Source organism: Sphingobium sp. FW305-3-2-15-F-TSA7 (assembly GCF_058787155.1).
This window is the reverse complement of sequence record NZ_JBYSZM010000019.1, coordinates 92569-106840: the sequence shown is the minus strand read 5'-3', so window position 1 is coordinate 106840 and position 14272 is coordinate 92569. Positions and strand designations below refer to the sequence as shown.

The following is a 14272-nucleotide window of genomic DNA, read 5'->3' as shown; positions in this document are numbered from 1 at the left end:
AACCTGCTGGAATCTTGACGCATTCTTTAGGGTGATTTGAGCTACCCCGCGCGAACAACCAAACTATACTGATGCCGAAACGACCAAATGGGATCGCTTTCAGAAATGGGAGACTCGGCATGAGAGGCACGCTCAAGGCAATCATTCTGTCGACCGCGCTGACCGCGCAATCCATCGCACCATTGATGGCTCAGACACGGCCGGCCCCGCAGGATCGACCGGTCCCTTTGCCTCGACCGATTCCCGATCGCCCTGTACCGCTGCCCCACCCCGTTCCCGGTCGCCCGGAGATCCAGCCACCTCGACCCAATCCGGGTTATCCCGGCTATGATCGAGATCGCGGCTATGCCGGACGGATCGTCTGTGAATCGCGCAACAACCGGACCACGCGCTGCAACGCGCGCACCGAGAACCGCGTCGTATTGCTCACCCGGGGCGGCAGCTGCTCGCAAGGACGCAACTGGGGTTATGACCGGCGTTCGATCTGGGTTTCGCGCAATTGCCGGGGCACTTTCGCCTATGGATATGGCAATGATTGGGGAAATGACTGGGGCAATGACCGCCCCGACAGGGACAAGGGCCCGAGCACCGGGCTGATCATCGGCGGCGTCGCCGTGGCGGCCGGCCTCGTCGCGTTGCTCGCGAGCCGGAGCAAGAAAACGAACGCCCCCGCAGAGACCAGCGAGCCCGCAACGCCGCCAAGCTATCCGCCGGGTCCGCCCGCCGCGATCTCGGCCGATCTTGCGTCGATTCCGTCCGCTGCAAAGCCGTCGATGCAGACCTGCCTGTTCGAGGCATCGCGCCAGATCGGCGCAACCGGCGGGACGCGGCTGCGCTTCGATCGGGTGACCAGCACCGAACCCGGCAATGGCGGCTGGCGTTTCAAAGCGGATCTGACCGCGACCTATCCCGATGGCGACCGGTCGGTTCCGATCTATTGCCGCGCAACGCCGAACAAGGTGGTGCAACTCGACTTTACGAGTTGAACGAAACAGAATGGAGGGGCGGAGCGAACGGCCCCGCCCCTCCATTCTGACAATAGTCCCGAGTCCGGCCGCTAGAGTCGATCCGGTTCGGATTGAACCGGATCGACCCTGAATTTTCCTTTGTTTACCGCGATTTAGCTTCGCTGGCCTGCGGCTCCGAGTCGACAGGCGATTCGGCCTGCCTCGAAATCGCTCTAAAACACCACATCGAGAATGATCGTGTCGAGGTAGCGGCCCGCGGTCGGCGTCGCCTGTGCGGGATCGATGATCGCGCGGTAGGTGAAACCCTGCAACGTGCTTCCGTCATAAGTGCCGGGATTGGTGTCGGCCGTGGCGCTGCTGCGCCGTTCGCCGCCGCTCGGTCCCCAGCGGTTCGAGCCGGAACTGCCCTGATAGAGTTCGTAACGCAGATAGTTGGAATCGAGCCGCATGCGCCGCGAGCCGCCGGCATAATTGTCGCCATTGCTCAGCCCCACCGAATAGCTCGCCCCCGCGCTGCACCGGATCGAAATGGTTCGCGTCACCGGATTGAACTGCGAAACGAGCGCCACCGTGCCGAATTCGACATCGGGCGCGGCAATGATGCAGTCATTCTCGACCGTGAGCGAGATATTGATGGTCACCGGCACACCGGTTCCCCAATTGAGGGGCGTGAGCAATATCGGACGGACAAAGCCCGGGCTTTGCGAATAGGACAGGCAGACGGCCACACCCAGCGAGCAGACCGAGAAATACCAGCGCAGATTGACGCTGCCCTGATATGTGCCCGCCGCGAGCCCCGCGGTGGGCGTCGTACGGAAATAGAGCGGCAGCGTACCGCCCGGCCCCGAGAACAGGTTGAGCAGATCGAAGCTTGAGAAATCAACCTCCGACCCCGCCGGGATCGCGGCACCACCCGACGTGGACGATACCGCGAACGGGATCGTCCGCCCGCCCGGCCCGACCAGCGTGAAGCTCGAGCTCTCCAGTCGAACCTTGAGATAGGATGTGGTCGCGATCGAGATCGCACTGCAGCCGAGCCCGCTCGACCCGCTGCCCTGCTGAACGGTGCTGGCGGCGACGAAGGAACTGACCGAACCCAGGCTCGAGCTCGCCGTGGCGACGGTGCAGGAACCATAGGTCTGCGCATGCGCATCACCCGCCGCCAGCGCGCCAATGCAGCCCATCATGACGAGCATGACGCGGATCAGCGACATGTCACCGGCCCGATCATCGCAACCTCCACATCCCGTGCCGGCGCCGGAATTTCGGCACTGCACCGGCCGCCATCGGGCAATGTGACCGCGACCCTGTTCGATTCCTCGAGCGCCTCGACGAAGAGCAGCCCGTCCCATCCGATGGCAAGCGGCGCGCCGCCATTGACCGAAGCGACCGCGCCGACGGGAAGCGGCGCGCCTGCGCCGTCGACCAGCGTGATACGGCCCGAACGCATGGCCTTGATATCGAAGTTCAGCACCACGCCGCTGCCCCGCGCCACGGCGACCCGTTGCTCGACCACGGGCACCGAGACATCGGCCGGCAGTCCGAACGGATCGATCGAATAGCGTCCGGCATAATAAGCGGTGACCCATGGCACGAGGACATGCCCGTTCCCGTCACTCTTGCCGACAAGCTGATTCTCGTAGTGCACGGGCACGCCGCCGCGGCCTCCGGTGTTCACCAGCGCGAAGGAATCGGCGATACGGTTGGCAACGAACACATCGTCGTCCATCGCGACAATCGATCCGCTGACGCCCGCCCAGCGGGTGATATCGTCCGCGCGCCCAAATGCGCCGCCGCGCACTTCCATCGCGGCAGTGCGCCATGCGAGTTCGCCCGCGCCGTAGAATCCCGTATCGGACGCGCGCGCCAGCGTAGCACTGCCGCCCAGTCCGCCGCCCGCCGGAACCGCACGGCTATAATCGGCGCGCAGCGTCGTCGCGCCCCGCGCCTCGCGCGCGACACTGGCCGCAACGACACCGCGCCGCCCGCCAAGCGGCAGGATGAGATTGAACGCGCCCGCCCATTGACGGCGGCGAACCTCATAGGTGCCCGACGTGAAAAGTGTGACTCCACCTGCAAGCGGCATCGACCATGATCCGCTCGCCAGGCCGAGATCCTGACCGCGCCCATCACTCGTCGCGATATAGCTTGCGCCGAAATTGCCGAGTGCGTCGCTCGAAAGGCTGGTGGCAATGGTGGTCGTCACCCGTGCGCTGTGGCGGTCGCCCAGGCTGGAGAGATCCGAAAAATCCTCGCTCTCGCGGACATGGCTGGCGGCGAAGCCGAAACGGCGCGCGCGATATTGATAACCGACGCTCAGCCGTTCGCCGCTTTCGCCATGCTCGTCGCTCAGCGCATAGCCGGCATTCACCACGCCGGCATTGCCGAGTTGAACCAGCGCGCCCAGATTGGCCGCGACAAATCCGCTGCTCGCCTCGACCGAACCCTCCACCGTGACGAATGGCGAGACGCCGTAGCGCAGCGCGCCGGTCGCAGCGAGTGCGCCATAGTCGAAATCCTTTCGTCCATAGTTCCGGCGCAGCACCCCGACCGATCCCGAGAAATCGAGCAAACCCGGACGAAGCAGGTCGTTGCTGACATAGAAGGGAATGGTGGTCATGACGCGTCGACCGAGCATGTCGGTAACCGCAAGCGTCGCCTGTCCCGCACCATTGAGCCCAGGCATCGCGTCGATGGCGAAAGCGCCAGGCGCCACTTGCCCGCCGCCGGTGCGATAACCGTCGATGAGAAGGTCGACCGCTGACGGCAGGCGCGCATCGCCTGCGAAGGCCGGCAATGGATAGGTGATCACGTCGGGCCGCACCGAGAAATCGCGCGATATCTGGAGGCCCGCCATGCGGACCGGGCGATTGCCGGGCAGGCTGCGCGTGACGAAATCGCCGGCCTCATAAGTGACCATGTGCTCGTCGTCCGAATAGGTCCAGTTCAGGTCGTAGCGGATCATGTGCCGCCCCTGCATCGCACCGGTCAGCGATACCTGCCCGAAATCGCCGAACATCCGGACTTCGGCCCATGCCGCTGTGCGCGGGGCACGATCATCGGTGTCGGTGAAGTTGAGATCATAGTTGAGCACCACGCCGAAACTGCTCTGCGGTCGCTCGCGTTTCGTGCCGGATGCCCCGATCGACTGGCGCGGAAGCCAGTCCGTCGGAACGTCGATCCGAAGCCGTTGATTGGCCTGATCATAATCGATCGCGACGCCGGGAAGCCCGTCGAGCGCAATCTCTCCCGACAGGCCGGCGGGCAGCGCGATGCCCGCTGCTGCCAGATCGGATGCCGCCATCTGGAACCGGCCCTCGGCCAGCGTCACGGGCACGATCAGCCCGGAGGACGCACCGTTCACGACAAGCTCGAGCTGAAGCTGCTGCACCCCGATCGCCACGGCGCCATCATCCGCTGCCGGGATGCCGGTGAACCGGCCGGAGGACGCGAAGAGCGGCTGCGCGACAAGCCCGACGAGGCAGGCCAGCAGGCCGGGCAGCATCCGTACCCTGCGCATCCGCGCTGAAGGAACGGATCGCACTGCGCATCACCGGCCGATGCCGGTCCCACATGAAAGGGAAAGAAAGCGTCCCGCGATCATCGTTTCAGCCGCCACTCGACGCGCCCATGGTCATGGCCTCGCCATTCACATTGAGCCTGAGCGCGCCGGCACCTGCGCCGTCCGGCAACGGCCAGCGCATCGTGGCCCCTGCCAGCACATAGCCGAGCAGCCCGGGGGCGAACGGCGCCTTGTCCGCCTCGAAGCCCGCATTGACCAGCCGCACATGAGTCTGGCCGGCATTGCGCACTTCCAGAAACCGTTTCCCGCCTTCGTTCACGATCCGCCAGCCGAGCGATTGCGGCGACGCCTTGGACGCGCCCGCATTCGGCCGGGACCGCCCTTCGCCATAGGAAAAGAGTGGAATGGCGTAGCGCATGCGGAACTGGATGCGCGCCGCGCTCGCCTGATGCGGCGGCGCATCCGCCAGCGGAATCTCGTCGACGATGACCCGATAGGCGCGCTCCGTACCAGCCGGCACGGCCTCGGTACGCGTCAGCCGGACAAGCTGGCGCTGGCCCGGCTCAATCCGGACCATCGGCGGCGTGCCGACCACTTCGGATTGTGGGGCATAAAGATCGCCGGCATCGTACTGCTGCCAGCCGAACACCCGCACCTGAAGCTGGATCGGTGTCTTGCCGGGATTTTCCAGCCACAGCGCGGTCGCGCGCTGCGTGGTTTCGATCACCGGGTCGACCGGCCAGATCAGCACCGCGCCAGACTGCGCAAGTACCGCGCCGGGCAGCATCATCCCCAATGATGCGAGCAGCCGGGCAACCGGAATGATGCAGTTTCGCATAAACGTCCCCCCCTTAAATCTCACCAGCTCAGCGTCACGGTCAGCGTATCGCCATAGGTACCGGCGGGCCGCGCCCCGGACAGTGTCAGCCGGCCGTAGACCGGCAGCCGCACGTCATTGGCGTTGATCGCGGTCACCGCGATTCCGACGGGCGCCGCCGCCGCGATCGGCTGTGTGCAGGCGGCATCGCTGCACAGCGTATAGGTGATGCGGTTCGCGACATCCGCGCCCCGCTGCAAGTGGCGAATCCCCCCCGCCCCATGCGCGCCCGCGTCGATCGACATCGAAAGACTGGTCTGCGGCGTGCAGCGCAGCGTGATCGTCTGGTTCGCCGACAGGCTCGCCGAATGCGTACCGGCCGAAAGCGCCGGAGCCTGTCCGAAATCCAGATGTCCGAAGCTTGACGATGCCGCCCCCGGCCCTTCGATCAGGCACCCCGCCGCGATCGTCGCCCCCACCTGGAAAGGCTTGCCGGTTTCCGCCCGTACCGGAACGGGCTGGATCGCCGCTGCGGCCGCGAACATCACGGCGACGGTGGCGATCCGTTCCACCTGTCCGACGCCTCGATCAGAGCTCGAGCGTGACGAGCACCGTATCCGAATAGGTGCCGGTGACGAGCCCCGCAGCGCCATAGGCGCGCCCATAGACACGGATATTCTGCGCACTGCCGTCGCTGGCCAGGACCAGACTGCCGTTGATGGCGATCAGCGTGTTGCGGCCGGCATCGGAATAAAGGCCATATTTCACATATTGCCCGGCGGCGCTGGCATGCGCCATCGCGCGATTGCCGCTCCCTGTGCCCAGACCGTCATGTTCACCCGCGCCGAAAGTCAGCGAGGGGGCGATACCCGGGCTGCACTGGATCGCAATGCCGGTACCGCTGCCGACTGCTTCGCCATCGGCGCTCGTGAACAGGCTGTTGTGCGATCCGAAATCCACGGTGCCGAAATCGCTGCTGCCCGCACCATCATTGGTCAACTGGCCATTGATGATGCAGCCGCTGGTGAGCGTAATCGTTGCATCGACGGTGCCGGTAATATCGGCCTTCGCAGCGGTACCCGCCGAGATCGCAAGCAACGCAGCGGCCGCGTAAACTGATTTTCTGTGCATCGAATTCTCCATTGATCCATCCAAGAGGACAATGCTTGTCATCGCACAAAGCCCCAATGATAATCACGATATCACCGGACTTTATTCAAATCCGAATTCAATCAGACTATGAATGATTCAATAAAGAACAACAGTTAAACAATCATTATTCCTCACAGACGACGCACCAGGAATACTGCCCAATTTTTGGGATATAATACTATCCAAAATGGCCAGCATTCTAAATATATACTATCCATTTTGGGTGGTATCGCTCCTCGGCCGCCATGCCTTGCCACCCTTGATCCCCATCCACTCACCGACGGGCGGACCGCCGCATATGTTCGGACTTGCCATCATGCCCCGACTGCGGCGAAGGATGCGTCATGAAAGTCGGAATTGTGGGTGCCGGGGCAATCGGCGGATGGATCGGCGCAAAGCTGGCTGCGGCGGGATCGCACGTGTCCGTGCTGGCGCGCGGCCAGACATTGAACGCGATCGTCGCAAATGGCCTCGTCCTTCACGAGGATGACGGCAGCATCGCCCCCCAGGTGGCAGCGTCGAGAAATGCGGCGGATCTCGGCCCTCAGTCATTGGTCGTGCTCGCGGTGAAGGCCCCTGCCCTTCGCGCCGCGGCACAGGCCGCACGCTCCTTCATCGATCAGGATACCATCATCGTGCCGATGCTTAACGGCGTGCCATGGTGGTTCCTTGGCGATCAACCGCGACTGCGCCCGGAATCGCTCGATCCGGATGGCGCGATCGGCGACGCGCTACCCGCCGATCAGGTGATCGGATGCGTCGTGCATGCGTCATGCTCCGCACTCGCCCCCGGCGTCATCCAGCGTCATTTCGGCAAGGGCCTGATCCTGGGCGAGCCGTCGCACAAACCAACGGATCGGCTCGAACGCGTCGCCGCATTGTTCGCCGCGGCGGGCCTCGACGTCACCAAAAGCGACCGGATCCAGCAGGATATCTGGTACAAATTATGGGGAAACATGACGATGAACCCCATCTCGGCGCTGACCCGGGCGACCGCCGATCTTATCCTCGACGACGAACTGGTTTCCGCCTTCGCACTGCGTATCATGGCGGAGGCGGCGGAGATCGGCGCCGCCATCGGCTGCCCCATCGCCGAAAGCGGCGAGGATCGCATGCAGGTCACCCGCAAGCTCGGCGCGTTCAAGACGTCGATGTTGCAGGATGTCGAGGCCGGACGTGCGATCGAGGTCGAAGCGTTGCTGGGCGCGCCGCGCGCGATCGGCGAACGTGCGGGCATAAGGACGCCCTATATGGATGCGCTACTGGGCATGACGCGCCTGTTCGATGCCGGGCGCGGTCTCGACAAAGGGTCGAACGGGTCGGCCCCGAATGCACCCCGGGCCGCTGCGAAGGAATAGGGCCCGGCGGCCGAGGGTTGGACCATCGATTATTTGACTCTTGGCGCTTGTTCACGACCGGGCGCACGACAAGAAAAGCGGCCGAGAGGACGCATCTTGACGATCAAGCACCAACACCGATCCGGCCCTGAAACGAACGCCATGCACCGTCGTCTCGGCATTGCCGCCACCTGCGCGCTCATGGCAATCGCCGGCGACGCGCGCGCGCAGGACCTGCTCTATGTTCTCGAGCGCAGTGCCACGCTGCCGAGCACCGACACGGGCTGGGACTATGCGAAGATGGAGCCGGGCACCAACCGGCTGCATATCGCGCGCGATGCGGACGGCAATACCGTGTTCGATGTCGACGCCAATCGCGTCATAGCGACCGTCGGGAATTCGAAGGGCGCCAACGGTCCGCTGCTGATCCCCCGCCATGACCGCGGTTATGTGGGGATGACCGACGGATCGCTGCTGAGCTTTCGTCTGAAGACGCTCGCGCCGATCGCGCGCCTGCCGCTTGCCCAGGACGGCGGTTTGAACAGCGCGATCCACGATCCCACAACCGACAGGGTCCATGCGATCGTGGGCACAAGACCGAAGGAATCGACCTGGTTCACCCTGGACGCGGCGACGGGCGCATTGCGCGGCAAGACGCAGTTTCCGTTCCGCAAGATGGACGATCCGGCCAGTGACGGCAAAGGGCGCCTCTTCGCGCCGGTGCGCTACGACAACATCATCCTGACATTGGATTCACAATCCCTGGCAGAGACCGCACGATGGTCGGTGCCGTGCAACGTCTCCAAGGTGCGGTTCCAGGCACGCACCAATCTCATCCTTGCCGCATGCGTGGGCGAAGCGCCCCGATTCCTCGCGCTCGATGCCGGCACGGGCGCGATCGTCGCCAGCCTGCCGATCGGCAAGGGCATTGACGGCTTCGCGGTGGACGAAAGCCGCGGACGCATCGTGACATCCAACGGCACCGACGCGACGCTGACCGTCATCGGCCAGAGCGGCCGCGAATTCCGCTCGCTCGGTACCGTCTCCACCCGTCCCGGCGCGCGCATGATGACCATCGACGAACGAACCGGAAAGCTGCTGGTCGTCACGGCGGACTACAGCATGCCACCACCGGGGCCCGATGGCGCGGCGGCGTCGAAAATCTATCATCCGGACAGTTTCACGGTGCTGACCTACGCGCCGCGCTAAACCGTCCGGCGCTGTCCTTACCCACTGAGCGCGCGCGAGATACCGTCCAGGCCCGCGGCAAGATCCTCGGCCGTGGTCCAGCCATAGCCCAGCCGGAAATAGCTGTCGGGCATCTCGAACCAATGGCCGGGGCCGACATAGGTGCCATGGGTCTGCAGCAGCCGTTCGTAGAACGCGGTGGTGCCGCCGGGCGGTTCGGCGCGCATGCGCGGGAAACAGACCACGCCGCCCGAGGGACGGACCCATTCGAGCCGGTCCTCACCCGCGATCCACGCCGCGACGGTCTCCAGCCGCTTGCTCATCTCGGCCAGGGTGGGCAGCAGCAAGGCCTCGCGCCTGGCCAGCACCTGTTCCGCGATCCATTCGTCGACGACGCTGCCGCAGATGCTGATCTGTTCCTTCGCCGCGAGGAACAATTCCTGCAGCGCGGGATCCCGGGTGATCAGCCAGCCGATGCGGATTCCGGGGATGCCATAGGCCTTGGACAAAGAGGACACGCTGATCACATGCGATCCGAGCGTGGCGGCCAGCGGCAGGCGCTCGCCATAGCAAAGGTCGCGATAGGTCTCGTCGACCAGCAGATAGCAGCCATGTGCCTTGGCCAGCGCGACCAGATGATCAAGTTCGTCCGCGCTCATCATCACACCCGTCGGATTGTGCGGACACGTGACGCTGATGATCCGTGTCTTCGGCGTGATCGCCGCGGCGATCGCGTCGAGATCGACGTTGAACCCCCGGTCGAAGGACAGGTCGACAAAGCTGATATCGCACCCGATCGCGCGCGGCGTCTCCAGATTGGTCGCGTAATTGGGCCGGACCACGACGAGATGGTCGCCTGCGGCGAGCAGCGAGGTCGCGATGATGAACAGCGCCGTCGCGGCGCCCCCGGCAATCAGGACATCGTCGGCATCGAGCCCCTCTCCCCCTTCGGCGATCAGTGCGCGCAGCCGCTGGCCGCCGCGATGTTCGCCATAGAGCAAAGTGAGGTCGGGGATCGTCAGCCCGAGCCCCGCGATCGTCTGATCGGTGATCGAGCTTTCCGACAGATTGTAGCGAATGTTCGAATATCCATATTCCTCTGGAGATTCGACTTCGATCGGCATCCGGACATAGCGCATATGTTTCAGCTTCCCGCCATTGAGTAACAGCCAGGATGCCGTGCCTGCGGGACAAGGACCATCCCCCCGCAGAGGGGGGCGTCAAGCGCGCAGCGCGAACAATTCGGCGAGCGAACTGATGCCCAGCTTGCGGAAGATGTTCTTACGGTGATCCTTGACGGTGTGACGGCTGATGCCAAGGCGCAGCGCGACCGCATCGGACGAACATCCCGCGAGCAACAGCGTGCAGACCTCGCGCTCGCGCGGCGACAATAGCGGCGCCTCCGCAACCATCGCGCGCGGTCGAAGTATGGCGTGACGTTCGAATGCGGCGCGGATCGGCATGCCGAGCATACCAAGGGCATGCAGCCTGCGATCGGGCACCGACCGTGCCGCTCGCTCACGATAGAAGCCGAGTTCGACGATACCGCCGCATCCCTTGAAATACAGGCCGATCTCCTCGAGCATCGGCGGCCAGCCGGCCGTCCGGAAACCCAATTCCTCCTCTTCGGCAGGAAGGAGCACGCCGCGGATCGGCGGCCCCAGATCGGCCTCGCGGATCGCAAAATCGCGGGCGCGGCAAACACCGATATCGCGCTGGCTGCGGAGCATCGGATTGGCCCGATGGGTGAACCGCACATAATTCTCGATGCCTTTGCGCGATCCGGTGCGATCGAAATTGTCATAGATCACCGCCGGGCCGCTTTCGGTGCGATGGACGATCATCGCGCTCAGTTCGAAATCGAGGAAATCACAAAGCGCCTTTGCGCTGATCGCGGCGAAGTCCGGCTCACCGATCGCGGCGATCATCCCGGAAAGCATGACGTGCTCGGTCGGGCGGCCAGTTCCAGAAGCTGACATGACCATGGTGCCTCTCATCACAATTCACGCAAAGCTATGCCTGCCGAGCTTTCACACCGCTGTCGCAGCCATGAATTGCCGGCGATCGCGCGAAGACAGGTTGATGACAGGTTGAGCTGCCCAACGTCCGGCCGTTAAGTCGGCGGACGACACGCACGGAGGGGCAAGCGCGATGCGATCGAACAGGAAGCTGATATTGGCCGCGGCGCTTGCGGGCGCTCCGCTGGGCGGCGCGGTCGCCCAGGTTTCCTCCGTCGGTCCGGCGGCCGCATCCCCACCGGCCGATTGCGAGGCGCCGGTTCATTATGACCGCGATCGAAAGATGTCGGGCTATATCCTGCCTACCTCTGCCGGCCCGCGGACCTGCATCCCCTTTTCGAGCGTCGCCGCCGTGCCGCCCGCCGGATACAAGGGCGACTTCTATGTCGACGAATTCGGCGACGCGCGGCTGCGCGAGCGCTGGGCCGAATGCAAGGCGGACGAGAAATGCCGCAAGCGCGTGTTCAAGGCGGTGATGAACCGCCATCCGCCCAACAAGGAATTCCACAATAGCGACGAACACGACCGCTATCTGCTCGGCAAGGTGACCGAGACGGGCGGCGATATCGACTTGTCGACGATCCGCCGCCCCGCATTCTTCGCGCAGGCACCGTATAACGAGCCCTTCGCCGCGCTCGATTCGCGCACCTCGACCGTCGAATTCACCGCACCGCGCGATCCCTATGAGCGGATCCACATGCAGATGTACGATCAGGTCAAGATCCGCGGCTGGTATGTGCGCGGCGATGGCGTGGATGACGGCAAGGGTGGTAGAACCCGCGCATTGGTCATCATGACCGCGGGCGGCGGCGGACGCATTGCCGCGATCACCCATCCCGACGACCAACTCTATCGGATCGAGAAGGACGGCGAGACCGAGATCAACGACTTCCCGAGCAAGCTCAGCGGCGCGACCGGCCAGGATCTGTGGCGCGAAACCGCGACCATCTTCAACCGCGCCGGGTTCGACATACTGCTCCACGATCGGCGCGGCGTCGGCATCTCGAGCGGCTATAGCGATACCAACACTTTGCAGCAGGGCCGCGACCTGCTTGCGATCATCGCCAGCCTCAGAACCGGCGAAGGCATGCGCGCAATGGCGCCGTCGGGCGCGGTGAGCAAAGGCCTGGCTGCGGCCGACGCCGTGCGCGGCACAGGTTCCCAGGGCGGATTGCCCGTGCTGCTGTTCGGCAATTCGCGCGGCACCATGGCCAGCGGCTGGGCCATGACGATGAATTTCGACAAGAATTGCACCTATGACCTGCCCGAGATCGCATGCGGTCCGGCGATCGGCGATACGACGATCAAGGGCGCGATGCTGCTCGCCGAATTCAGCAGCGGCCCCGGCTATGTGATGGACAAGCCGAGCGAGGAGGATGAGGAACGCGGCCTGGGCAAGGATCGCCCGCTGTTCATCGCGGGCAGCCAGGTCGAGCATAATATCGTCTTCTTCCCCAGTTCGGCGATCCTGGCGGGAACCGGCAAATGGCCCGCCGCCTTCTTCGCGCGCGGACTATGGGACTACGCGGCCTCGCTGCAGGGCACGATGGACAGCTATCGCCGGGTCAAGGGATTGAAGGAACTCGTCGTCGTCCGCGCACCGCACCCCTATGAGGTCTGGCCCGCCGAGGAGCAGAAACGCGTGCAAGGCCGGCTGATCGCCTTCGCCAGGGGCGTCATCCAGGGTGCGACCAGGATCGAAGGCGGCCGGCCATGGCGCGACATGAAGGAGCTGGTGGCAACGACGTCTGATGTGTGGGAACGATCGACGCACCCGACCCAGGTCCCCTGAGCGGGCGGCGGCGCCGCCCCGCAGCCGTTACTCCCGTCCTGCCGGCTGGTGCGGCGTGAACTGCCCCGCCAGCCAGGGATCATGCGTGGCAGCGCGATGATCCGCCAGCCATGAGCGCATCTGCGCGCGCACCGTTTCCAGTTCGGAATCGGTGATCCGATTGACCAGTTCGTCGGGATCGGCGCGCAGGTCGTAGAATTCTTCGGCCGGACGCTGAAGATAGGCACGCTGCGACCGCTTGCCGAGCGGGATGGAGGGATCGGCGGAAATCGCCTTCCAGCTTTCGGATTCGGCGACGTCGCCCGCGATCGGGTAGGGAAGCTGCCAGGCAAGATTGACGATATAGCTGTGGGTGCGCGTGCGCACGGCACGCATCGGATAATATTGGTTGATCTCGTGGAATTCGTGGCTGGCGAATATCCGGTCCCAGCCGGGCACGGAGCGCTTGCCCAGCACCGGCAGCAGCGAGCGCCCGGGCAACGGATAGTCCGGCCCCGCCGTCCCCGCCCATTCGAGGATCGTTGGCGCGATATCGATCCAGCTCGCCATCGCGTCGCTGACCGCCCCGCCGGCGGCACCGGGGGCATGGACGATCAGCGGCAGATGCAGGCCGGGATCGTAGAGATTGGTCTTGGCACCCGGAAAGGGCCGGCCATTGTCCGACAGGAAGATGACAAGCGTATCCTCGGCATGGCCGGTGCGCGCCAGCATCTCGACGAGCATGCCGACGCCGCTGTCGAGCCGGCTGAGCGATTCATAATATTGAGCGAGATCGGCACGCACCGCCGGAATGTCGGGCAGGTGCGACGGCACCGTCACTTTCACCGGATCGTAGCGGACGGGCGCGACGCGCGGCCATTCGCGGTCGTTGCCGAAATTGACGGGCGCGCGGTGCGGATCGCTATAGCCGATGGTCACGAAGAATGGCGTGTCGCCCGCCGCCTTGACGAAGCGTTCGGCCTCGTCCGCGATCAGCGCGACGTCGCGTATGCCCGATCGTTCGGGGGCAAGCTCCGCATCATAAGGAAATGCGCTTTCGGGGCGGATATGCTTCTTGCCGACCAGCGCGGTGGTGTAGCCCGCTCGCTTCATCAGCGCCGGCAAGGTGACGATGCCGTCGATCAGCCCCTGATTGTGGACCGAATGCGCCAGCCCGTACATGCCGTTCTGGTGCCCGTAGAGGCCGGTATACAGAACCGCCCGGCTGGGGCTGCACGACGATACCGCTGCGTAGGCGTGATCGAAGCGCGTTCCGCGCCGCGCCAGCCGATCGAGATGCGGGGTCTTCACCGCATTGCCGAGACAGCCCAGATCGAGCCCCTGATCGTCGCTGACGATGAGCAGGATGTTGCGTCGCTTTGTGCGATCGAGACCGGCGGCCGACGCTCCACGCGCGGCGGCAAGCGCCCCCGCGGTGCCCGCCAGCCCCTTGAGCATCGTTCGCCGGTCCATGATTCAGCTCCTCAGCAGGCTGTTA

12 protein-coding genes are annotated in these 14272 nt (G+C 64.6%); 4 read left to right on the top strand and 8 right to left on the bottom strand.

The features are described 5' to 3' along the window. Nucleotides 1–119 precede the first annotated feature (119 nt). Nucleotides 120–986 (top strand): DUF3011 domain-containing protein, encoded by an 867-nt coding sequence (locus AC3WN8_RS16310; protein ID WP_492670506.1) that lies wholly within the window; start codon nucleotides 120–122, stop codon nucleotides 984–986. A 194-nt stretch (nucleotides 987–1180) separates the two neighbouring features. On the opposite strand, the gene AC3WN8_RS16305 is transcribed toward AC3WN8_RS16310, so the two are convergent. The 5 genes from AC3WN8_RS16305 to AC3WN8_RS16285 all read right to left on the bottom strand — a co-directional run bounded on the left by AC3WN8_RS16305 (nucleotide 1181) and on the right by AC3WN8_RS16285 (nucleotide 6439). Then, nucleotides 1181–2182, bottom strand: a complete 1002-nt coding sequence (locus tag AC3WN8_RS16305) for a Csu type fimbrial protein (RefSeq protein WP_492670505.1) — start codon at nucleotides 2180–2182, stop codon at nucleotides 1181–1183. Further along, nucleotides 2173–4488 (bottom strand): fimbria/pilus outer membrane usher protein, encoded by a 2316-nt coding sequence (locus tag AC3WN8_RS16300; protein ID WP_492670504.1) that lies wholly within the window; start codon nucleotides 4486–4488, stop codon nucleotides 2173–2175. Before AC3WN8_RS16300 ends, AC3WN8_RS16305 begins: the two co-directional genes overlap by 10 nt. Nucleotides 4489–4576: 88 nt before the next feature. Then, the gene (locus AC3WN8_RS16295; RefSeq protein WP_492670503.1) at nucleotides 4577–5329 is read right to left on the bottom strand and encodes a fimbrial biogenesis chaperone; all 753 of its coding nucleotides are present in this window, start codon (nucleotides 5327–5329) and stop codon (nucleotides 4577–4579) included. A 20-nt stretch (nucleotides 5330–5349) separates the two neighbouring features. Then, a complete protein-coding gene (locus AC3WN8_RS16290) occupies nucleotides 5350–5880 on the bottom strand; it encodes a Csu type fimbrial protein (protein ID WP_492670502.1) in 531 nt (176 codons plus the stop codon). Nucleotides 5881–5896: 16 nt separating this feature from the next. Beyond that, on the bottom strand, nucleotides 5897–6439 hold the full coding sequence (locus AC3WN8_RS16285; protein ID WP_492670501.1) for a Csu type fimbrial protein: 543 nt from the start codon (nucleotides 6437–6439) through the stop codon (nucleotides 5897–5899). Between the two features lie 365 nt (nucleotides 6440–6804). Here AC3WN8_RS16285 and AC3WN8_RS16280 point away from each other — a divergent pair, with 365 nt between their 5' ends. Both AC3WN8_RS16280 and AC3WN8_RS16275 read left to right on the top strand, forming a co-directional pair. Then, complete coding sequence (locus AC3WN8_RS16280) at nucleotides 6805–7818, top strand: 2-dehydropantoate 2-reductase (RefSeq protein ID WP_492670500.1); 1014 nt, start codon at nucleotides 6805–6807, stop codon at nucleotides 7816–7818. Nucleotides 7819–7959: 141 nt separating this feature from the next. Continuing rightward, nucleotides 7960–9006 carry a YncE family protein gene (locus AC3WN8_RS16275; RefSeq protein WP_492670499.1) on the top strand — a complete coding sequence of 349 codons (1047 nt, stop codon included), beginning with the start codon at nucleotides 7960–7962 and terminating at the stop codon, nucleotides 9004–9006. Between the two features lie 17 nt (nucleotides 9007–9023). On the opposite strand, the gene AC3WN8_RS16270 is transcribed toward AC3WN8_RS16275, so the two are convergent. Then, nucleotides 9024–10124 (bottom strand): pyridoxal phosphate-dependent aminotransferase, encoded by a 1101-nt coding sequence (locus tag AC3WN8_RS16270; protein ID WP_492670498.1) that lies wholly within the window; start codon nucleotides 10122–10124, stop codon nucleotides 9024–9026. Between the two features lie 81 nt (nucleotides 10125–10205). Continuing rightward, nucleotides 10206–10925, bottom strand: coding sequence for a LuxR C-terminal-related transcriptional regulator (locus AC3WN8_RS16265; RefSeq protein WP_492670497.1), 720 nt, complete (start codon nucleotides 10923–10925; stop codon nucleotides 10206–10208). A 211-nt stretch (nucleotides 10926–11136) separates the two neighbouring features. Here AC3WN8_RS16265 and AC3WN8_RS16260 point away from each other — a divergent pair, with 211 nt between their 5' ends. Next, nucleotides 11137–12795, top strand: coding sequence for a hypothetical protein (locus AC3WN8_RS16260; protein ID WP_492670496.1), 1659 nt, complete (start codon nucleotides 11137–11139; stop codon nucleotides 12793–12795). A 27-nt stretch (nucleotides 12796–12822) separates the two neighbouring features. Here the strand turns inward: AC3WN8_RS16260 and AC3WN8_RS16255 are convergent, their stop codons facing one another. Further along, nucleotides 12823–14247 (bottom strand): sulfatase family protein, encoded by a 1425-nt coding sequence (locus AC3WN8_RS16255; protein WP_492670495.1) that lies wholly within the window; start codon nucleotides 14245–14247, stop codon nucleotides 12823–12825. Nucleotides 14248–14272 lie beyond the last annotated feature (25 nt).